Here is a 23,028-nt window from a genome sequence, read left to right on the forward strand (position 1 = left end):
CGCCGTTTGTGATAAGCCATGACTCTGCTATCATCAACAGAGTTAGCCGTCTTTGTAGGATATTCTGTAGGATAATCATCTGCATAAGGCATGAATTTAGGCCATGAGGAATATTATGCCGAACTCATTCAAGGATAATCAGACATCATCCAGCGCAGATACTGATTCGCAGCAGAGCAAAGCCACGCCGTTAAGTGCAGGAATTGAAAACGGAAAAAAAGCGCTTTCCGTCTTAACCCATCTGAGCAACCGGATTAAAAACTATCCCAGTATTGCGCATATTATTCGCGCTACCGATCGCTTTAACGATCGATTAGGCAGCCAGTTTGGCGCAGCTATCACTTATTTTTCATTTTTATCGCTTATTCCCATTTTGATGGTTTCTTTCGCCGCCGTGGGTTTTGTATTGGCATCCAATCCAGATTTGCTGGCCAAGTTGATCAATAAGATCGTTAATAGCATTAGCGACCCCAGCCTAGCAGCTACCTTAAAAAATACGGTGAATACCGCTATTCAGCAGCGTACTACCGTTGGATTAACCGGCTTGGCTATTGCGCTATATTCCGGCATCAGTTGGATGGGAAATTTACGAGAAGCAATTCGCGCTCAATCCAGAGACGTTTGGGAGCGTAATCCGCAGGATCAGGAGAAATTTTATGTGCGCTACACCCGCGATTTTATTTCGCTTACCGGTTTGGTGCTGGCGCTGATTATTACTCTCTCTCTCACATCAATTGCTGGTTCTGCGCAGTCTGTGATTGTGAATGCGTTAGGGTTGGGCGATATTGAATGGCTACGACCAGCCATGACGCTAATTGCGCTGTCTATTTCCATCGCAGCGAACTATTTATTGTTCCTATGGATATTCTGGATTTTGCCGCGTCATAAACCAAAGAAGAAAGCTTTGCTGCGGGGAACTCTTATTGCCGCTATCGGCTTCGAAATCATTAAATTCATTATGACCATGATGCTTCCACGTCTTGCCAGCTCGCCTTCGGGCGCGGCTTTCGGTTCTGTCATCGGGCTCATGGCCTTCTTCTATTTCTTCGCGCGTTTAACCTTATTTTGCGCCGCCTGGATCGCCACGGCGAAATATAAGAATGACGAAACTTTACCTGAACGCCACGCCTAATCTGCGGTCAGATATACCCGCCGTCAACGTGCGGTAAGTTATTCACCCATCGGTGATGAAGCCTTTGCCGTGCGCTGGAATTTAACCCTATACTGCTGGCGACTTAATCGATCATGGAGGGTCAGTTAATGCCATTTTTATCTTATCGTCGATGGATTACTTTGGGTGTATTGGTACTGATCGCCGCCATTACGGCGTATGCACTGCAACCCAAAATCCGGAATCCAGATGCTCTGTGGCAAATTGTTAGCCAGCAGTGCGTTCCCCATCAGCGCCAGCTGAATTCCCCTAAACCTTGCGTCGAAGTGAATACTCAGGCTGGTTTTGTGGTGTACAAAGACCGTAACGGAACGCTGCAATACTTGTTAATGCCAACTGAAAAAATTACCGGTATCGAAAGTCCCGAGTTGTTATCCGCTGCAACGCCTAACTATTTTGCTCAGGCATGGCAAGCCAGGCATTACATGGCGCTAAAATACGGTCATCCGATTGATAACCAAAATATCTCTCTGGCGGTGAATTCAGAATTGGGTCGCAGTCAAAATCAACTGCATATTCATATTTCCTGCCTATCGGCAAAAGTGAAAAAAGCGCTCGCAGATCAAAGCGATTCGTTCCGCCCAAGCTGGCAGCCGTTGCCAAAAGGATTACTCGGTCATGATTACCTAGCAAGACAAATCACCCCCAGTGAACTCACGGAACAAGGTGCGTTCCGCCTGCTAGCCAATGGCGTACAGGGCGCTGCGGAAAATATGGGCAAATACGGCTTGGCCATGACCTCTCTGCCCAACGGCGATTTCTTACTATTAGCCACTAAACGCGATCTGACCGACCTGAATCTTGCCTCAATCGAGAGTATCCAGGACCACAGTTGCAGTGTGCTGCCCGCGCCGCCTTACTGAAACTTACTTCTGCTTCATACTTTTCAGCAGCGGCGCGCATTGGTTTTCTTCACCTTCACTCGGCGAAATCAATGCCAGTAAGGCCGCCGCTGGCGTTAAAGCCACGCCCAACACAGCCGCAACCGCACCGCGAGCAATTAACGGCCCGGTCTTCACACCTGCATCCGGATTTTTAAACGAGCCCTTAACGTACAGGGGCGAACGTAACGTCAGAATACGTAACCCTTTGCTTTCCGGATCAATTGAGAGATCCAGTCGTTCGGTGGCGAAATTAACATTACCGGTAATATTGATGATGGCATTTTCCGTATCGAAGACGAACAGCCGCGGCGTAGCCAGACCGTTACGCATCACGATATCTGCGGCGGCACAGTTAATTTTTACTTCGTCATCACCGAAGAGTTTTGCCACGATGTAGTTACCCACGTTCAGCCCCAATAATTCCATCAGGCTGCGGCTGATTAGCCCCTGATTCAGCAATATACGTAGGCTACCGTTACTGGTTCCCAACAGCGCCGACACCGAGTTACCCCGAGCAGTGAAGGAAGCATCGCCATTAAGCTGCCCCAGACTATTACGCATCGACTCGACTTCCGGCAGCAGCTGTTTTAACTGAAATCGACGCGCGTGAAGGTCGATACGCCCTTGCATCGGATTTTTATTACCATTCAGGCGTAAAGTGGCGTTTAGATTGCCACCGGCAATACCAAAGCGCAGCGGATCGAGTAATAACTCACCGTTTTTCATCACCATATGAGTAGAAAGATCGCTGATAGGTAAGGCTTTATCACGCTCAATACGCTTGGCGGCGTAGGTCACATCTGCATCCATAACGTTCCAGCTTTTGGTTTCAAAAGCCTCTACCGGCAGAACTTTATCGGATGGCTGGCGACTTTTCTCACCGCGCCCTTTTTTTTGTTGATTAGAATCAGCGCCGATTAAAGGAGCCAGATCGGCAAAACGTAGTTGATTGGAGACAATCTTTCCTTGCAGTTTGGGCCTTGGCTCACTGGCGGTATAGGTGAGATCGCCATGAATGTCGCTATCTCCGATTTTACCGTTGAATTTTTGATACTGATAAACCGCGCCGCCCGATTGACGCAACCGAGCAATCAAATGCCCATCGGTGGCATAAGGTGGTGTATTCGGTAAAAGTACCCCAATCAACGGATATAAATTCCCCAGACTATCCCCGGAAAATTTCAGCCGTAGGTCGATATCCGCCAGATGGCTCGGGTCATTGAGCGTACCGACGATAGCCACTCGCGTAGAGCCGGAGCGTACGTCTGCCTGAATGGGGAAAGGAATATCAGCGTTAGTCAGAGAAAGCATACCCCCGATTTTTCCGCTGCCGCTCAGCGGTTGCCCTTGGTATTTCCCTTCTACCTGCCAGCCGAAAATATAATCCACCGACGTATTTTGAACCTGACTGTCCTTCACCTCACCCTTTTCGCCAATCACTTCGGAAAAAGGAAGAGGCTTGCCCAAAGGGTCGATTTTCGCCCGTAGATCCGCTTTCAATAACGAATCTTTAAGCGAAATCTGGCCGCGATCGAACACAATATCGCTGATATTCACCGACCAATCGGAAGACGCTTCACCCGTAGCTTTGTCGCTATTGGCTAGAGTAAAGGTCCAGTTGTTTCTACCATTGGCTAGGCGCTGTAAATTAGCATCGGGTTCCGTCAGCCAAATTCGGGGAATGCGAACCTGCTTACCCAGCAATGCCAGCGGAGACAAATTGGCCTCAACTCGCTTTAGGGTAATCATATTATCTCCAGGAATATCTGGCGGGTTACCGAGAACCAAATCTTCTGCATGAATCTGCGGCCAGGGAATCCAGGCACGCCAGCCGCGATCGTCCGTTTTGCGCGACCAGTCAACGCCCAGATCACCACGAATGGAAAAGGGGCGCTGTAATTCATCACTAACTTTTTGGTTTATTGTGGGTTTTATGCGATTCCAATCGAATGTAAGAACGAAAATCACTAAAACAGCCAGCAATGCCAGCACAATTCCGGCCATCCAAAGCAGTACCTTCCCGGTTTTTGTCATAATCGCTCCACAAAATTGATCAGAAGCTAAATCCGGTTCGGCAATAAACAAAACGGCTATGGGTACTACCGCTCAGCCTGTCAAGGTAGACAAAAAAGAGTTAATCGATGGGGAACACGGACTTAGACGCTTGTATTAACCATAGTTGAGGATCAAGTAACGTCCATTATTATTGGCCTGATGAAAAGCAGCCAATAGATATAAACGTCAATTTATCTGACGGTTAATAATCAAACAACTCATCGGTTTTGACGATTATTTCACCTAGGCATTACCCGGCGAATAACAGGGGAAGTGACTGTAAAGTATCAAAATGTGCGGGTCTGGAAAGGTAGTAACCTTGCGCAGCACAGGCATCAGATCGTTTAACCAGCGCCCATTCCTTGTCGGTTTCCACGCCTTCTACAATCACGCCTTTACTGTAGCGGCTCATCAAGGTTACCAGCGTAAAGAACAGCTGCTGCCCGACCTCACTTTGCTGTAACAGAATAAATAAATCGCGAGCTATTTTGATGTATTCATAGCGCCAACTGACAAAAGACGAGAAGTTAGCCACGCCGCTGCCAAAATCATCCAGCCATAATCGATCGGCCTCAGCGATTTGAGCAAACGGAGTAATGCAGGCGGTATCCATATGTTCGACCAGTTCAAAACGCACATAAGGCATAGAATCAATAAGCTGCCGCGCTTCGGGATCGTTTTGCATCTCCATCAATGCCTGACCGTCGATATTGATCGATACCAGCATCGAGCGATGGGTAAAAATACCGTGCCATTGCTTCACTAATTCCAACTGTTCTAACACCACGTTCAGGCGTGCCCGAATACTGATAGAGGAAAAATAATCCTCTGGTGAGAGTCGGGTTTCCGGCGAGGAGGGATGATAAACAGCCGTCAATAATTCTATCGCCAGTAACTTCCCTGAAGTGCGATAAATCGGTTGGAAAGTATACCTACGCTGACATTGCCGCCAAAAGCTGAATCCCTTATTACAATCTTGAGCGGCAAGGGATGGCGCAAGTAAATCTGATATTTTGTTAGTTAGCATCAGTTTTGTCGCCATATGTCGGGGTATCAGGCAGTCAAAGCTCATACTATGCTTACTGCCATAAAGACGCTCCCCAATGAGAGCGTTCCTCCTTCTGGAGATGTTATCGACTCGTTCGACCAGAACTTTATATGTGAGCCAGGCAGATTCTCAAAACTGCGAAATCGCATTTAACTGAGCGAGGAACGACAAACCAGCAAACGTGATTGAGTTAACGCTAACATTAAGATAAATGGAGAGAATAATGCCATATGTAAATATTAAAATTACCCGTGAAGGTGCCACCGCCGAACAAAAGAAACGGCTGATTGCCGGTGTGACGCAACTGTTAGTCGATACCTTGGGCAAAAACCCGGCGACCACCGTCGTGGTCATTGATGAAGTTGATACCGATAACTGGGGTATTGGCGGGAAATGCGTAACCGAACTGCGAAAAGCCCCCTAATTTCGACGGAACAAACGGGAAACCTGTCAGTTTCCCGACCTAGGTCATAAAAAATATAAAACACCATTTTAATTCTATTGACTCACGCAGAACCAGCAGAGAGACTAAGCCTATATCCCTCATATCGAGTTTTCTTTAGAAATAGGCCGCTTTCCATGACCAGCAAAAAGATTGCCGTTATCGGCGAATGCATGATTGAACTGTCGCAAAAAGGTAACGATTTGAACCGAGGCTTTGGCGGCGATACGCTAAATACTGCGGTTTATATTGCCCGTCAGGTTGCCGAAGAGGCACTGGAAGTCCACTACGTTACTGCCTTAGGTACTGACAGCTTCAGCGAAGAAATGCTGGCGGCATGGCAGAAAGAAAAAGTTAAAACCGATTTGATTCAGCGTATGGATAATAAGTTGCCAGGCCTTTATTTTATCGAAACCGATGATACCGGTGAGCGTACTTTCTATTACTGGCGCAATGATGCCGCCGCCCGCTTTTGGCTCACGGGGCCGCAAGCCGATAAAATTTGCCAGAAGCTGGAAAACTTCGATTATCTCTACCTCAGTGGTATTAGCCTAGCCATTCTGGACGCCTCCAGCCGCCTGCGCCTGTTGAAACTACTGCAAGCCTGTCGTGCCAATGGAGGTAAAGTTATCTTTGATAACAACTACCGCCCGCGCCTGTGGCAAAACAAAGAAGAAACACGGGAAGCCTATCGCGCTATGCTGTCCTGCACTGACACCGCGTTTCTGACGCTGGATGATGAAGATATGCTGTGGGGTGACATGACACTGGAACAGGTTATCGATCGTACTCAAGCTTTGGGCGTTAACGAAATCGTGATCAAACGAGGTGCAGATTCCTGCATTGTCTGGAATCGAGAGCCCGGTAGCCAACAGCCCGCGGATCAACATGTGGTGCCCGCCGTAGCCTTGCCAAAGGAAAAAGTAGTCGATACCACCGCTGCGGGGGATTCATTTAGTGCAGGTTATCTGGCCGTTCGCTTAACGGGAGGCACACCTCAGCAAGCCGCAGCGCGTGGCCATTTGACGGCCAGTACTGTGATTCAGTATCGGGGAGCTATTATTCCCATAGCGGCAATGCCAAAAGTCTAAGCCAAACGAGCTGCATTGACGGTATAGATAGAAACAATATTCGGGACCAGAGCGGCCCCGAATATTTGATTTGAATACACGGTTTTACTGAGCGGCCGAACCTTCCGGCGGCGTCCCTTCTGGCGTGGTGCCTTCTGGAGTCGTTCCTTCTGACGCAACACCTGGCGCCGCTTCCGGTTTCACTTCTTCCGGCGCGGCCATTGGCGTACTCGGTGTCATAATGCTGTTATAACTTTTCTGCAATGACTGCACACTGACTTCAGGCTCGCCCTTCGGTTGAACCAGAACCAAAGTGGTATCTTGCGAAAGCTGTTGTTTTAGCTCCTGATTCAGATCGGCTAACGTTAAGCCAGACAGGAAGGTTTGACGCAGCTTCTGATATTGCTCAGGCGCGATATCCACCACACCGCTCTGCTGAGAACGCAGGCGCTGACTCATCAACACATCGGTATCAGTACGGGCATAAGTCGCGAACAGCTTACTTAACTGATCGTTTTTCTGCGCCATCAGCCCATCAAATTCAGCCTGACTCAGCCCATTAGTACGAATACTAGCTAATTCATTGGCAATAAACGTCATGCCGGAATTCAAATTTTCCGTCGGCGTATTCAGATGAATCGCACACTGAGCACGCTGATATTGCACTCGGCAATCAAAGCCCAGCTTCATATTCTTCTGACTGCTTTTTTCCAACGCCTGCTGCATATGCCAGAACAGCGCCTCTCGCGCTAGATCACTGCGCCAATAGCGGCTAAGCGCCCGAGAGTCCTGTATCGGATGCCATGGGGTATCCCACATCAGCGACAAGGTATCCTGCGTCGCCTGCTCGCTCATCAGGCTCACCGGCTGAGGCGGTAAAGGAGCCAGCATCGCGATAGAAGACGGGGTCTGTCGCTTACTTTCCAACGAAGAGAAGGTTTTACTGATTTGCGCCACCAAACTACGGCTATCGACATTGCCCACGACATACAGCGTCATGGCATCTGGCGTGTACCACTGTTTGTAGAATTGCTTCAGTTTTTCCGCATCAACCGGACGGTTTACCGGCTGCCCAGGATCGTGACCCAGCAGCGAAGACCCTTTTAGGCGGTAGCGCCACCAAGTGTCCTGTACATTTTGCGGGAAAGTCGCAATGGGATCATTAGGAAGATTCAGCGCGGCATTCACCGTTTGCTCGCTGATGGCCAGCTTACCGCTGGTATCAGATAGCCAGGCAAAAGCCTCTTTAATCAAATCAGGGCGATTGTTTGGCAGACTCAGGCTGTATAGCGTGAAATCATAAGAAGTAATCGCTGGTGGTAAAGGGCGCTCGTTATCGACTCCTTGCTGCCACAGCGATTGGAGTTGCGCAGGCGTAAAACTCTGGCTCCGAATAAGCGCCAAACGAGGTAACAGATGGGCAAAACCAACCTGCTGTGCGCTTTCCGAAAGCGATCCGGTATTGACCACCAGCCGCATCTCGACTCTATCGCTTGGGCGCTGCGGCGTTGCCAGCAGCTGCCATGTAAACCCGTTGTCTAACTTTCCCTGCTGCCAGGCAGGGTCGGGTTGTAGTGCTTCAGCCTGCACATTGCCGCTGGCCGCCGCCAACAACAATCCACCAACCATAAGACGAATTCTGGTGCCCTGCATGTGAACCCCTACTTAATAACTATCCAATTTAAAACTATCCAACTTTCAAAGAAATTACACGCTCAAAACAGCCCAATGATACGAAATCCATCGGCGTGTGCTTATGTTGGATAAAAAACTACGCTCATCACAGTTATGACAGCGGAAAAAGGAAGTGTACCATTCTGTTAGACCGCATGCTTTTGCCGATATCACCCATCACTGCGAAAAATAATGTTCAACGGGCAATACGAGCGAAAAATGGTAGTGATTTACTATGCAGAAACCACCGGTAACGATGAGCTACCGGTGGTTGATTGACTGATCTGGCGACCGAAAAGAATCAGGAAGAGGAAATCTGCCCTTCTGATTTACCTGCCGGGCTCTTGTTCGACAATGTCGCCTGCAGTTGATCGTTATCCAACTGGTTACACCATTTCGCAACCACAATGGTCGCTACGCCGTTACCGACCAGATTGGTCAGCGCCCGCGCCTCGGACATAAAGCGGTCAATCCCCAGAATCAGCGCCAAACCGGCCAATGGTAAATGTCCAACAGCGGAAATAGTCGCAGCCAGAACGATAAAGCCGCTACCGGTCACGCCAGCCGCGCCTTTCGAGGACAGCAGCAATACCACCAGCAGCGTCACCTGATGCATGATATCCATGTGAGTATTGGTCGCCTGAGCAATAAATACCGCCGCCATGGTGAGGTAAATGGAAGTCCCATCGAGGTTAAATGAATAACCTGTCGGAATAACCAAACCCACTACGGATTTTTTACAGCCCGCACGTTCCATTTTCTCCAGCATTCGCGGCAATACAGATTCTGAGGAAGAGGTTCCCAGAACAATCAGCAATTCTTCTTTGATATAGCGAATAAATTTGAAGATATTGAAGCCGTTAGCACGCGCAATGGAGCCCAGCACCACTACCACAAACAAAATACAGGTAACGTAGAAGCAGACAATCAACTGACCCAGTTGCAGCAACGTACCCACGCCATATTTACCAATAGTAAACGCCATCGCACCGAAAGCACCCAGTGGAGCCAAGCGCATAATCATGTTGATGATACCGAAGATTACGCGGGAGAAGCTTTCAATCACGTTAAAGATAAGCTGACCTTTTTCGCCTAAACGATGTAAGGCAAAACCAAACAGTACAGCAAATAACAAGACTTGCAGAATATTACCGCTGGCAAAGGCACCAATCACGCTTCCGGGAATAATATCCAACAGGAATGGAATGATTCCTTGCTGAGAAGCCTGATCCGCGTACATGGCAACCGCTTTAGCATCCAAAGAGGCTGGATCGATATTCATCCCTGCCCCAGGCTGCACCACGTTCACAATAACCAGGCCAATCAGCAGTGCTATCGTACTAACAATTTCAAAGTAAAGTAGAGCAATAGCACCCGTTCGCCCGACCGCTTTCATACTTTCCATGCCGGCAATACCGGTCACGACGGTACAAAAGATAACCGGAGCAATAATCATTTTAATTAATTTAACAAATCCATCGCCCAGAGGTTTCATCTGAGCACCGATGTCAGGATAAAAATGGCCTAACAGGATACCTAACGTGATTGCCGTTAGGACCTGAAAGTAAAGGCTTTTAAAGATGCTGGTTTTCATATCAATGTCCTTTTGGAGAATGCACGGCAATGTGTCGTTATGGTCTCCGCAAATGAAAGGGACGCTTCATTTTTCTATCCGCGCTAGCGCGAAAAATAACACCCCCATAACAATATGTAAGTCATTTATTATCGTAAATTGTCCCATTAACACGAAACTAAGAACTGAAACGCTTCAAGAAAAGGTAACTGACGTAGCGCAGCGAAATATTCTTTGCTGCCGAGCCGGTCTGAGAGACCGGATAAGGGAAAGGATAAAGAGGAAAAGGTGGGGATATTGCGAACAAACGTTGACCGGACAAACCCGATCAACGTGGCAGAAAACTGGCCTCAAACTCTTCGCGCGGTACCGGACGGGAGAACAGGAAACCCTGCCCGCTAGTAACACCGTGGTCTAGCAGCCATTGACGCTGAGCTTCATTTTCTACGCCTTCGGCCATCACGCGTAGTTTGAGCACGTTGGAGATACTGCCGATAATTCGTGCCATCGCATCGTCCTGCGGTAGCGTATGGACGAAACTTTTATCGATCTTAATCATATCGATGGGCAGGCATTTCAGGCGATTGAGATAATGTAGGCTGGAATAACCCATACCGAAATCATCCATTGCTATGGAAACGCCGAGTTCATGCAGCTCACGCAACAATAGCAGTGCCTCATCCAGATCGGGAATACGTGCGGTTTCCGTAATTTCCAGCATTAACTGGCTAGCATCAATTTTGTAATGACTGAGGATAGTTTTGAGATGTGGTAGAAACGTCTCATGCTGCACCTGCAAACCGGAAATATTCACCGCCAGTGGCAATTTAATGCCCTGTCGCTGCCAGTCTGCCAGTATTCGGCAGGACTCTTCCAATACCCAATTCCCCAGCGGTACCATGATGCCTTTTTCTTCCACCAGCGGAAGAAAATTCACTGGCGAGAGGTAAGTACCATCGGCCTGATTCCAACGCAGCAGCGCCTCCGCGCCGATGACTTTTTCAGTGCGCATGTTCCACTGCGGCTGCAGGTGCAATATAAAATCACGTTTTTCAATGGCTCGAAGAATGTCATTTTCGTAAGTCAGATGCTTTTGCGTTTCTTCTGACAAATGCTCTTCGTAATAGAGAATTTGATTTTTACCCTGATGGTGGGCAGCCACCATGGCAGAGCTAGCACTACGCATTAAATCTTCAGCGCTTTCATGCTGATTAAGATATTGCACGATGCCAATACTGGCTTTCGGACGCAACTGCATGTTTTCAAAGGTCAGAGGAGCGGTAATCTGCGCCATAATACGCCGGGCAAGCTGCATCGCAGGGAAAGATCGCGATATCTCTTTCGCCATAACGGCGAACTCGGTTTTACTCAAATGGCCAAGCAAGCAGTTCTGGTCAATGCACTGCTCCAGCTCCTGCACTATGGTCAGCAACAGTTGCTCATGCTGCTGTTCCGTCATCACGCCGGACGCTTCATGCAGCGTTTCTATGCCAATAACCAAGAGGTGAAATTTTTCTGGTCGAACGGGGGAATCAATGTGCTCATTCAGCATGGCTAAAAACAGCCTGCGATTCGGCAATTCAGTCACCGGATGGCGGGTGCTGATACGGCTCATTTCCGCATAGGCTTTCGCTAACAAATGCTGGTTACGATTATAATTTCGCGCCAATACCCCTAATTCATCATCAAGATGACGAGCGGGCATGGAAAGCTGATGATCTAACACCTGATCCTGAGAGATATTCTCCAGTTCACGAGCCATTGAACGCAATGGATGCACGATTAACCGGTTAATACACCATGTAATTGAAACGGAAAGAATCAATGCTAACAACAGATAGGTTGAAAGCATGGTGGATAAGGTATTAAGAATAAACTGATAAATGCGGTAAGAATCAGCCTGTAGCACCAAATAAGCCAGGGGCTTAGGGTTGGCGGGGACTCTTTCTAATGAATAGAGCGGAACGGTAATTTGCACCGGCAGATTAAATACCCGGTTAACCCAATGGGGTACCGGCTGCTCTGGCTTAAAATTAGCGTGTAATACCTGTAGTTCATTAGGCAATACCACATCTGCCCGACTCAAAATCCCAATCGGCAATGTGCTATCCAACACCCGTTTAGCGCCGGGAATATCAACGCTGAGTATGGCGGAAGAAAGGGGGTTTTTAATGGAGTACGCGATACTCTCCAACTGTTTGGCGTAGTCATCTTTGCGCTGCTGCACAAAATGGAACAGTTGAATGACGATAAAGATACAAATCGTCACCAGCGCCACACCGGACACCGTTGCCATTTGCTTTATCGTTAACGAATGCCTAACCCGCAAACTTATTCTCCGCCTATCGAACCTGTAAAAAAGCGGCTTAATCATCAAGCTAACCGCCAACTCAGTCTGAGTATACTCGATCGTCTGCCGATTTTATCTTGCGAGACCAAACTGATGGGCAAGAATATCGCGGGTTCTGGCGTTTTCCTATCAGGATCCTGCTTTTTATAGCGCAAAAATCATTTTTAGAGCAGTTTTTAACCCGTTAAACCGCCCCGAAAGATTATTTAAAATCAGCGTAAGGCACCAACGGCTGCGGCGGCATATCCAAATCGCCCTGCCAGCCCGCCATTGAGTAACGAAGATACACCAGTGCATGACTTGGGGTGTAGTCTTTCGCCTGCTGAATATCAATACCGGCACCCAGCGTCCAGTGAGAACTGAGTCGCCGCTCAATCAGCGCTCGCAGGGTATAACCGACGCCGCTGCTGCTGCTCCCGAACTCGGTATCGTTACGATCTCTGATTTCCTGCAAGCTTGGCGACAATAAACCTTTCAGCGGATAACGCGGCTCATCGCTGGTTGCCGAATGAGAAAGAGAAATCGAGCCACCCAGTTCCCATGACCAGTTTTCCGTGCGCTGGCGATAATTCACCGGAATAGCCACAGACAGGTATTTTTGTGGACTGTAATAGCCTCCTTGTCCCAAGGTGTAGCCGCTGAGATCTTTTTGATAGTGCCACCACATTCCGTTCAGACCCACGGAGAGGCGGCGGTTATCTTCGTTAATCAGCTTGTAGTAGTAGCCGGTCATCAAACGCAGGCGTTGGTTATCCGCAACGTTCTGACCCGTCAGATAGTGGTAACTGACATCGCTCCAGACTCCGTGCGCTTCGCCACGATCGTAGCTGGTACCCAAACTGACGCCGTTGGCGCGAACGCCGCCCCAGGTCACATTGGTATTGGGGTCTTTTGTTCCGGCAAACGCCAGTAATGAACTGGAAATCGGGCGGCGAGATGCCGTTGCTGTCCAGCCAATATGGTTCCAATCGCTGCTATAGCTGACGCCACCGACCACATCAACCACATCAAAACCCATCGGAGTGGTACCGATATCCGTTTCCCAGCGATCGTTTTCCCAACCGGCGGCAATACTGGTACCGGTTGCCCGCTGGTGCATGTTAGCTACACAAGGATTTTCAACGTCATAGCAGGTACCAGCCTTATAGCGTTCATTGGCATGGAAAGTACCAGCATCCATTTGAATAGTATCAGCGCGGAAGAACGCCCGACCGTCAGACAGCGACGTATCCACCTGTAGCATGGTGTTATGGGCATTCAGATCGGAAATACCTTCTGTTCCGCTGGAACGAACATAATCATGATCCAGCGTGACTCGCGTATCTTGTTGACGATACAAATCGGCGGCATCGGAACGAATACCGCGTTTCAGCCAGTCATCCGTAGCCTGATTACGCGTAAGGAGCGTGTAGCTGTCGTTATCCGCTGGCAGCGTTGGCGTAATGCCGCTACCAACCATGGCGCGCTTATAATCCTCTTGCGCCAACTGTGGATCGCCCAGTTTTTGCGAAAGACGCGCCGAATCACGGAACAGTAACGCGTTAGCCTGAGATGGGCCTTCTTTCTCAGCCTGTGGTTTAAGCTGCTGGAAGATGGCCGATGCCTTTTGTGGATCGCCCACACCGCTCCAGGCATTGGCTACGCGCCGCTGGGTATTCAACGTTGCATCCTTCGCCACCAGAGAATTGCCTTGCAGAAGCTGGCGCGCATCGTCGGTTTTCCCCTGAGCCACCAGCGTTTCGATTTCACCCAAACGAGCGTCTGGATTATTGGGTTCACGAACGCGAATACCGCGATAACCGGCCAGCGCCTGCGCGTAGTCGTTACGCTCCAGCGCCCAGTCCGCCAGCGTCATATCAATACGCGTACTCGGCGGCTGCTGACGTAATAAAGCTATCGCCGACGGTTCATCCCCGCCAGCGCGTAGCCGTTGGGCATTTTCCAATACTCTGTCGAATTGCAGTCGTTGATCCAATTCGCGAATATCATCATTCCATTGGCCCTTAGGAAGCGTGGCCAAGTGGCTAAGTGGCTAAGTGCCTGATTGTCTCGATCGGTGCTAGAAAGATATAGTGCATAAGCATAAACCTGCTGGGGATCGGCCGGTTTGCGTGCCGTCAGCCCGGCGAATTCCCTGTCAGCCTGCTGCGACTGCCCGCTTTGATACAGCGCCTGCGCCAAACGATAAGTCAGCCAGACATCGTCCGGCGCCATTTTCTGAGCCTGTCGGTATTTTTCCGCCGCCTGATGCCACTGTTGCCGTGCCGCAAGTTGCTCGGCCTGCTGTTTCAGCATATCCAGCTTCAGCCCATTCAGCGTGTCGCGCATTTTCGCCTGTTGCCCCGGCGGTAAACCGTTGAGGTAAGCCAGCGCACTTTCCGGAGACTGCCGCTGGTAGATTTTTGTCAGACCGCGCACCGCACTGCCGTTACCGGGTTCCAAACGCAACGCCTGCTGGTAAAGCTGTTCAGCCGTTTTATCATCATGGCGCGCTATGGCCACGTCGGCTAAACCCAGTACCGCATAGCTGTCGCTGCTATCAATCTGGCGCGCCTGCTGATATTTCTGCTGTGCCAACTCCGGGTTACCCGCTTTCAGGGCTTTATCTCCCTCATCCGCGAGTAACCAATAACTGTTGGTTTTAATCAGACTGGTCCATTTAGCGCTGTTCAGTCCATTTTTATCGGCTTTCTGCGCCTGTTCAAACAAACTAGCGGCCTTTTGCCGATCTCCGGCTCGCGCATAGGCGATACCTAATGCGCCCAAAACGTCGGCGTCATTGGGTTCGGTAGAAAGCGCCTGTTTCAAATCCGGAATGGCATTGCGACTCTCGCCACCATCCACTTGGGATAATCCGGCCAAGCGTGCCTGATAGCTAGGATCGGCTAGCATTTTTTCCTGCCGAGCCAATTCAATGCGCGCTTTATCACTCGCAGTACCGGTGGAGAAAACATCGAGAAAACGATTTAACAGAGATACACTCTGCGAGCTAACAGGCAACGCTTTGATTTGATCCATCCACAAATCGGCAGCCGGTGAGTTACCCGCAGGATCCGCAGCCATTTGTTGAAGTAAAACATAGGCCTGATCATCCTGCTTTTGACTAAACAGCATTCTGGCTAACGCCATACGCAGCGGAATATTACCGGGGAATTGCTGATCCAAGCGCTGCAACTGCTTCATCGCAGTCGGTTCTTGCCCCGGCAAACGCGCCACCAGCCGCCAGTATTCCACCGCTAAATCCAGCGTTGGCAGCTCACCTTTCAGCAGCAGATCATATTGGACTTTCGCTTCCTGAACGCGACCAGCGGCGGCAAGCAATCGCGCCTGCTGTAATTTCTGCATAACTTCTGGCTGTGTAAGCGCCAGCGCCATTTTTGACTGGCGATAAATATCAGAATTCGGGGCAAGCTGTTGCAACCTATCCAGCTGTTTTTTCGCCTCTTCCGTGTTCCCTTGTCGCAGTGCCTGACGTATTCCCGCCGCCGCAACTTCCGGGTTATTTGGATCCATCAGGCTTAGGCGATACAAAGATTGGCGCACCAGTTCATCTTTATGGGTCGCTTCCCCCAGACGAACCTGTTCCAGAAGAAATTGAGCGGGAGCAACGGCCTCTGCGCCTTTAGCCTGCGGCAATAACGCCAGACTAAAAGGAAATACGCTTAGCCAGTTTAATTTGAAGTTACGCATTGACTGCCCCAAGAGGGTAATAGCTCACCCTGCCGATTAAAACGATAACGATTCTGTGCCCACCCCTGACCATAAAGCGTCAAAACGGAACTGTAATAAGCATCGGATCCGAGAGGAGATTCTTCCACCCGCTGCGTCTGTTTTTTCAATATTTCTGAGCCACTTGCCGTTGCGCTAGCGCTTAACAGTGGCAATAGGGCGGCCGAGAAACCTACAGGCCCGTTGCCAGTAGTTTTGCCACTGGCAGTATCGGTTTTCTCCGGTGGAAGTCCTTGCTGCTGCGTCACTTCAACCATCGGCTGAAAACGTTCGATTAACGCCGCTTTCTGCGGGCTGTCGTCCGCTAACATACCGGCCCAGAGATAAACCCGAATGGCATCGTAGCTGCCGATATTGGGTTTGACCTTATCCGGCTGCCAGCCGTTGGTTTTGTGCCACACCACCCAATCCGGCGAGAATCCTTTCGGTGCCGTTTGCAGCCAGAGTCGCTGATTTACCGACTCCATTGCCTGCCACGGCCTTTTTTTAATACTGGCAAACCGCGCCAATAACTGCGGCGGTTGATAGCTGGGATTCAGGCGCCAAGTATCTTCGTGAACAAAACCGACTTTTCCCGGTAAAAGTATTCGGCCTAAACCGGGAATATGCGCCACCTCTTCTTTGGCAATTCGCTGTAATAGCAAAGTCCCCATTGTCGTGTAGCGGCGGCTATTCCACAGCCGCCCGGCTTCCAGCAGATCGTAGGCAATCCACAGATCTGCATCGGAAGCGGAATTGCTATCCAGTACGCCCCAAGTTTTGTCCTTTTTCTGCCCCCAAGACCAAGCCGGCAGGCGAGCGGTTAAATCTCCCGCCGCCAGATTGTTTTCCGTCCAGTCCAACAACAGGTTGAAAGTCGGGCGATCGTTAGCCACTAGCGCAAAAAATAGTGCATAGCTTTGGCCTTCCGAAGTGGTCAGCATTTCGGGGACGCTAGCATCAATAACGCGTCCCCCTTGGCTTATATAGTGTTGTTTGAACTGCTGCCATGCGAGCCAATGACATTCTGCCGCTGTTGCCCCGCTACAGGCCAACAGCAACAGGCTGCATATCAGTCGGTTAAACATCACAACCATAGAACCTAGTCCCTCTCATCCGGAGATAAACGACGGCGGCTCACTACGCGCAGGACCCGCCACAACATCATGGCAATCAGCACGACAACCAGCACTGCAACCCCCGCCAACAGCACTGGATGGGTCGATAAGGCGTACCAGATGCGTTCCCACCACGGCAGATGACCGACGCTGTAGGTATCGCCAACCCGCAGGCTATTAACGCCGGAATCACGAATAACCGCCACTGAACCGAACACTGCCGCACGTTTGCCAGTATCCAGTAAAGCATCGTTCAGCAATTCATAACCCTGCGGGCTATCAGCCAGTAATGCGACGATGCTGCGTTGCTCGTGATAAGGAGATTGGACTCCGATAATCGCCGACATGGCACCTTCGGAGCTGATAGTCGTTTTACTATCAGGCACAGAATCCATTGGATCGATGGTTGCCGCCGCGACAATCGACTGGCGATTCGGCATTTTCACCCAACTTTGAGTCGCATCGACCAACAGGTTGATTTTCTTATCATCCCGTAGTTCTGGCGGAATAGAGCCAATCATCAGAATATCGGTATCTTTGTTCTTCGCCTGGCTCCAATCATCGGTAATGCTGATGCCCACCGCAGGATAACCGACCTGCGCACCGATATTCCCCACCGTATTCAACAGCGCGGTAACCTGGGCTGGCTGCGGCTTAGGCTGTACCAAAACCAAGGTTTGGGATAAATCGGCCAGACGGCTGAATGGGAAGCCCGCATTGGCAAATGAACGCAGATCCGGCATTTCCATAAAGTGGCGATAACCGGAGAAGTCGATAGTGGAGTTTCCGTCGATCACCACATGGTTAAGCCCGGTGGTGAAGGTTTCACAACGCCCTCCGGCATTGCTGGCAATAAGCGTGCTGTAATCGAAATCAAAGCGCAGTTGATTGGTCATACCCAATTTCAGCGCAGGGATCGTCACCGCTCGCGTGCCGTCTTGCAGACCCTGAATCAACGGTAAACGCAGAATTTTGGTGCTTTCCTGACGATTAGGCACTAACGGATAATCGGTAAAGAACTGATCATTCAGGCTAACGCTCAGGCGTGAACCGTCTTTTAGGATTGGCGCGGTATAACGATATTTCAGCTGCATATCGATACCGGCACTGCGCAGCAAGAACAGATCCGGCGGCAGATTCATGGAAAGCAAGATCGGCGGCGGCAGCAATCCATTGCTTTGTAACTGTTCAGGATATTGCTGTAGCTCGGCAAAGGTCATCGGCCTTTCGGTACGCACCCAGTTTGGCGCATCGTAAGGCACACGAGGAGCCAACTGCTCAACTTTGTCTACGGTCACATTTTGACCGCGGAACAGAATATTGCCTTGAGCAATACCCGTTGCCGCCACAATCAGATCCTTGTCATCCCGCCCGAGCACCAGCAGTAGCTTCACGTAAGGATTATTCGGGTGACTGATCATTTCCACCGTTGGTGCATTGACCGCCGGATAGTCTTTCAGGAAATCAGGCCGTTTGTCATTAGTCGCAAAAATCACCCCGTGACGATCGGGGATCTGATTGAAAACGGCCGGGAAGTGTTGACCTCGCCATTGGGCTTGTTCACCAAACCAAGAGGCCAGAATTGCGGCCGCTTTTTGCTGAGCCACGTCAGGAGGCGCAGCAAAAACAATTGGCAATGTTAGCGGGCGATTATCTCGCGCATCGAAGAAAGGCTCAGGGAAATGAGACAAATCATTCTTCAGCGGCAGTGACTGATAGCGTAAGTCCAGCGAGCTATTCTTCCCGATATTCAGCCACAGCGTACTGTTTGCTGGATTTTCACAGGCATTCGGATAATGCCCGATAAATACCAGCCGCAGACGGTTGAAGTCGGTAATGTAACGAGGATCGATCGATAGCTGGATGCGATTCGGTTTACCCAATTGTTCGCGGGTAATAGCCGTCACGTTCATTAGCTCATCGTTCAGATAGACTTTGAGCTGCGATTCGATCGGCGTTAGCGACGGTGACGGGGTAAACTCCAGATTCAACGTTGCCTGTGTCACCACTTCATCGCTACGTACGCCAAATTCTAACTGACCGTCCGGCTTAACTCCCCCTAGGGAGAAATTGCCCGGCGGCGGAGCCAATTTGGCAAAAGGATGCACCACATCCCGTACCGGTGCGGGCTGCGGTATAGCCGTATCCGCAGGCGTAACAGCCAACGAAGGATCGACAGCCGCGGGAGAGACCAACGTCGGCTGTTCGGACACCGTACCGGTTGGGGTCGTTTCGGCATGAGACAGTGTCGTTAGCCCCAAAGCCATTGCTGTAAACCAGGTTATTTTTCTAATCATCATATCATCATCAATGTTGAGCCACTGTCTGGTCCTGACTCCGCAGAGTCTGGCCCTGTCCTACGCCATGAGGAACAAATGACGCTACCCACGCAAGCAAAGAGGTAAATCCAACCAGTACATTACGAATAAGCGGTGGCGCGTAATTCGCCATACGAACATAACCCCGGAAACCCAGCGCCAGAACATCGCGCAGACTTTCGATAGGCTTATCTTCAGGGAAACTGTCTTGCCACAGCGCCCAAGTATCGGCGCGGGCAAAAGTACACTGGATAAAGTCAATGTGCTGAGCCACGCTCAGGTCGTCCATACGCATCCCGACTTTTCTGCCAAATGCCCGAGTGACCTTGCACGGGAAAATGTACTCCTGCTGACCGCGTTTCAGCAGCAAATTGACCGCCTCGCCGTCCTGCAATAGCCCTTCATCACGCATTTCAATCCCTACGCCACCGTCGGAATAGTCACGCAAAGTACAGGCAAACAGGTGACCGTCTTTCCGCTCAACCGCCGCTGGCAGAGCAATTTCCACCCGGTGTGCCTGACGAACCTGTTTAGCTTCAACCGCAACGGCCACGGCCCCCCCCAGAATCGTCATGTTGTAAATAACCCACACCAGACTGATTATCACCGTCATGATTTCGTTGGTCGGTCCATTCCCCAAACGCCACAACCCGGCAATCAATCCCGCTAGATTGAGCAGCACCAGTGCGATATAAGGACGAGTAATAACCCAATCCACATGTTGCTCTTCTACCAAACCGCCTTTGGCCGTTACGTTAAACTTCCCTTTATGCGGACTCAGCAGCGCGACCGTGGTTGGCCGGGCGATATACCATGCCAATACGGTTTCGTAGATTTCGCTCCAGAACGAGTGGCGATATTTGCCCTGCAAGCGAGAGTTCGTCAGGCTGGCGTGAATCATGTGTGGCAAGACGTACAACGCAATCGCCAGCGCCGGCGCAAAAATGATGTACGCATGCATCAGCAAGAAGGCCAGCGGTGCGGTCAGGAAGATCAGGCGTGGAATACCGGCCAAAAAGTGCAACATGGCGTTGGCATAACACAACCGCTGAACAAACTTCAGCCCCTTGCCCAACAACGGGTTATCCAGCCGGAAGATCTGCACCATGCCTCGCGCCCAACGAATACGCTGGCCGATATGCGCCGAGAGGCTTTCGGTCGCCAACCCCGCCGCCTGCGGAATACGGATATAAGCCGAAGTATAGCCCTTACGGTGAAGTCGCAATGAGGTGTGGGCATCTTCAGTGACGGTTTCAACGGCAATGCCGCCCACCTCATCCAGCGCGCTGCGGCGCAAAACGGCGCAAGAACCGCAGAAGAAGGTCGCGTCCCACATGTCATTCCCGTCCTGCACCAAACCGTAGAACAGCGTGCCTTCGTTTGGCGTCTGACGGAAACGTCCGAGGTTGCGTTCAAAAGGATCCGGTGAGAAGAAATGGTGCGGCGTCTGCAACATACCCAGCTTCGGATCTTTGTAGAACCAGCCCAGCGTTAGCTGTAGGAAAGAGCGTGTTGGAACGTGGTCGCAGTCGAAAATCGCCACAAACTCGCCTTTAGCCTGTTTCAACGCATGGTTGATATTACCGGCCTTGGCGTGCTCGTGGGTTGGGCGAGCGATATAATTTACGCCAACCTGATCGGCAAAGGCTTTAAACTCCGGTCGATTACCATCATCCAGAAGATAGATATTCACCTTATCTTTCGGCCAATCTATGCCTAACGCCGCGTAAATCGTTGGTTTGACGACGCCCAGATCTTCGTTGTAGGTCGGCACCATAAGATCGATAGTCGGCCAGGTCGAAATATCCTCCGGCATCGGTACCGGCTGGCGATTAAGCGGCCAGATAGTCTGGAAGTAACCCAGAATCAACACCACCCAAGCGTAGGTTTCTGCCAATAACAGCAGTAAACCGCAGATCAGGCTCACCGGGTCGTCCCAATTTAGTGTTTCGGTATAGCGCCACCACAGATAACGGCAGGAAACGGTAAGCGATAGCACAATCAGCATTAGGGTAGGTAAACGCCCTGGAATACGCCGAACCACCATGGCGATCGCCCATAGCAGCAGAACAAACACAAACTGCGCCATCAACCCAAAAGGCTGGGAAATACAAATCAGCGCCAGAATTCCGGCAAAAATGCCCAATGAGATAAACAGAATGCGTCGGGTTCGTTGCTGTAAACGACCGACCCACGCCACTAATGCCTGTTCCCAGCGACTTTTTTTGACCTTTTCCGGCAGTGCGCCCAACCAGGAGCGATAGCTCAGCTTTTTGGTGTGAACCCAGCCTGGAGCCGTATCGACGGGCTTCGGTTTTTTCTCCCGCGGCTGAGGCGAACGCGTCAACACCAGCCATAGGCCTTGCAACAGATAACGCACCGCATCTGCCAAGCGTGGACGGCGATTAGCGATATGTGGGAACCAGTAACGACGATTCTGAATCACATTTTGCCAGCTCGGAGATTCAAGACGCAAAAATAGCCACCCCAGCGCCACCGCGAACGTGGTCAAAAAAGCGGTCAGAATCGTGCAGCCTTGGTCCAGATATTGGTGATATCGGCGCTGTAGCCCCTGATAGACCGGAGGCATAAAAAGTCCCCGAATTAACAGGCTCATAGATTTTTTTCCGCGCCGTGAATCAGACACCAATTTGCCAGCGTATTCATTTCTTCTGCGACCAAACTTTGCGGCGCATATTCACCCAACGGCTGTTTCGCCGCTAACGCTTCCGCAACGGCTTCATCACGATGAATAAATAGCGGCAATAAATTACGCAAACTTTGTAGCCACAATTGATGCATATCTTGTTGTAAGCGGCTAGCGGCAGAGAATTGACTCAATAGGAAGTGACAGCCAACCGGCAGCGCCTGTTGGTGCAAACGAGCATGAATCGCAGCATCGGCGGCGATCAGCACTAGCACATGATCCGCCAACGCCAGCGCTTGCTGAGTGAGCGGGCTATCTCCTGCGGGAACATCCAGCAAAATCCAGCGGTGATCGCCAGCGGCCTTGAGGTCGGCCAGCTTTTCCTGCCAATCGAACGAAGATAAAGAACCGGACAGGTGGCGCTGCTCATTCATATTGAGCTGGCCAAAAGGCAGGAAATCCAGCAAAGGCATATAACGCATGGCTTGCTGCTGCCAGCTATTACCATCCACTGCCGCCCGCGCCCAGCCGTTCGCCTGCTCGTAAGGCATATTAAAATGGAGACGTAATAAATTATCAGGCGAGAAATCAATAACCAGCACCGATTCCTCAAGCTGTTGTAATGCCCAAGCGAGTGCAGCCGTAATGGATGTCGCACCAATACCGCCTCTTAGCCCTTGCACCGCAATCACTGGCATAAGCTATTTGCTCCTCAAGGTTTGCGCCAGTTCGGCTAATAATGGCCATCGCGCCATCATTTGCGCCATACGTTCCTGACGGACAATATCAATATAACTTAATTTAGGTAATGCGAATGCTCGGCTTAATGCTAGTAGATCGTCCTGAACTTCGGGAGATAAATGCACATAAAACCGATTTATTGGAGTATTCATTCTGCTGCCCTTGAAAAATAGGCTAGTGTAATTAAGTATTTCGATTATTAGAGTATACTTTGCCTAATAAGATAAGT

General features: G+C 50.4%; 14 protein-coding genes and 1 pseudogene. 4 read left to right on the forward strand and 11 right to left on the reverse strand.

Going from position 1 to position 23,028, the window contains the following annotated elements; translation table 11 throughout:
- Positions 1–115: 115 nt before the first annotated feature.
- Both yhjD and AD970_RS05530 read left to right on the forward strand, forming a co-directional pair.
- On the forward strand, positions 116–1,132 hold the full coding sequence (gene yhjD, locus AD970_RS05525; protein WP_084728118.1) for an inner membrane protein YhjD: 1,017 nt from the start codon (positions 116–118) through the stop codon (positions 1,130–1,132).
- Between the two features lie 128 nt (positions 1,133–1,260).
- Positions 1,261–2,034: a CDP-diacylglycerol diphosphatase gene (locus tag AD970_RS05530; RefSeq protein WP_049597324.1), complete on the forward strand. Its 774-nt coding sequence runs from the start codon at positions 1,261–1,263 to the stop codon at positions 2,032–2,034.
- A gap of 3 nt (positions 2,035–2,037) precedes the next feature.
- Here AD970_RS05530 and AD970_RS05535 read toward each other — a convergent pair whose 3' ends face one another.
- Together AD970_RS05535 and pdeH are read right to left on the reverse strand one after the other, a co-directional pair.
- Positions 2,038–4,089 (reverse strand): AsmA family protein, encoded by a 2,052-nt coding sequence (locus tag AD970_RS05535; RefSeq protein WP_049597325.1) that lies wholly within the window; start codon positions 4,087–4,089, stop codon positions 2,038–2,040.
- A 271-nt stretch (positions 4,090–4,360) separates the two neighbouring features.
- Positions 4,361–5,137, reverse strand: coding sequence for a cyclic-guanylate-specific phosphodiesterase (gene pdeH / locus AD970_RS05540; protein WP_157045456.1), 777 nt, complete (start codon positions 5,135–5,137; stop codon positions 4,361–4,363).
- Between the two features lie 244 nt (positions 5,138–5,381).
- Between pdeH and AD970_RS05545 the strand changes: the two genes are divergently transcribed.
- Positions 5,382–5,582 carry a 2-hydroxymuconate tautomerase family protein gene (locus AD970_RS05545; RefSeq protein ID WP_049597327.1) on the forward strand — a complete coding sequence of 67 codons (201 nt, stop codon included), beginning with the start codon at positions 5,382–5,384 and terminating at the stop codon, positions 5,580–5,582.
- A gap of 155 nt (positions 5,583–5,737) precedes the next feature.
- A complete protein-coding gene (gene kdgK, locus AD970_RS05550; protein WP_049597328.1) occupies positions 5,738–6,691 on the forward strand; it encodes a 2-dehydro-3-deoxygluconokinase in 954 nt (317 codons plus the stop codon).
- Positions 6,692–6,775: 84 nt separating this feature from the next.
- On the opposite strand, the gene AD970_RS05555 is transcribed toward kdgK, so the two are convergent.
- The 9 genes and pseudogenes from AD970_RS05555 to bcsR all read right to left on the reverse strand — a co-directional run bounded on the left by AD970_RS05555 (position 6,776) and on the right by bcsR (position 22,951).
- Positions 6,776–8,323: a M16 family metallopeptidase gene (locus tag AD970_RS05555; protein WP_049597329.1), complete on the reverse strand. Its 1,548-nt coding sequence runs from the start codon at positions 8,321–8,323 to the stop codon at positions 6,776–6,778.
- A 322-nt stretch (positions 8,324–8,645) separates the two neighbouring features.
- The gene (locus AD970_RS05560; protein ID WP_049597330.1) at positions 8,646–9,938 is read right to left on the reverse strand and encodes a dicarboxylate/amino acid:cation symporter; all 1,293 of its coding nucleotides are present in this window, start codon (positions 9,936–9,938) and stop codon (positions 8,646–8,648) included.
- 307 nt (positions 9,939–10,245) lie between these two features.
- Entirely contained in the window at positions 10,246–12,246 is a 2,001-nt protein-coding gene (gene hmsP / locus AD970_RS05565; protein WP_209429062.1) for a biofilm formation regulator HmsP, read from the reverse strand.
- Between the two features lie 223 nt (positions 12,247–12,469).
- Positions 12,470–15,957 (reverse strand): annotated as a pseudogene (gene bcsC / locus AD970_RS05570) (cellulose synthase complex outer membrane protein BcsC).
- On the reverse strand, positions 15,939–17,072 hold the full coding sequence (gene bcsZ / locus AD970_RS05575) for a cellulose synthase complex periplasmic endoglucanase BcsZ (RefSeq protein WP_049597332.1): 1,134 nt from the start codon (positions 17,070–17,072) through the stop codon (positions 15,939–15,941). The pseudogene bcsC and the gene bcsZ overlap by 19 nt, the downstream one beginning before the upstream one ends.
- A 5-nt stretch (positions 17,073–17,077) precedes the next feature.
- On the reverse strand, positions 17,078–19,390 hold the full coding sequence (gene bcsB, locus AD970_RS05580; RefSeq protein WP_049597464.1) for a cellulose biosynthesis cyclic di-GMP-binding regulatory protein BcsB: 2,313 nt from the start codon (positions 19,388–19,390) through the stop codon (positions 17,078–17,080).
- A gap of 10 nt (positions 19,391–19,400) precedes the next feature.
- Positions 19,401–22,028: a UDP-forming cellulose synthase catalytic subunit gene (gene bcsA, locus AD970_RS05585; RefSeq protein ID WP_049597333.1), complete on the reverse strand. Its 2,628-nt coding sequence runs from the start codon at positions 22,026–22,028 to the stop codon at positions 19,401–19,403.
- Positions 22,025–22,756, reverse strand: coding sequence for a cellulose biosynthesis protein BcsQ (bcsQ, locus tag AD970_RS05590; RefSeq protein WP_049597334.1), 732 nt, complete (start codon positions 22,754–22,756; stop codon positions 22,025–22,027). Before bcsQ ends, bcsA begins: the two co-directional genes overlap by 4 nt.
- Before the next feature lie 3 nt (positions 22,757–22,759).
- On the reverse strand, positions 22,760–22,951 hold the full coding sequence (gene bcsR, locus AD970_RS05595) for a cellulose biosynthesis protein BcsR (protein WP_049597335.1): 192 nt from the start codon (positions 22,949–22,951) through the stop codon (positions 22,760–22,762).
- Between the last annotated feature and the right edge of the window lie 77 nt (positions 22,952–23,028).

Source organism: Yersinia nurmii, from assembly GCF_001112925.1.
GTDB classification, from domain to species: Bacteria; Pseudomonadota; Gammaproteobacteria; order Enterobacterales; family Enterobacteriaceae; genus Yersinia; species Yersinia nurmii.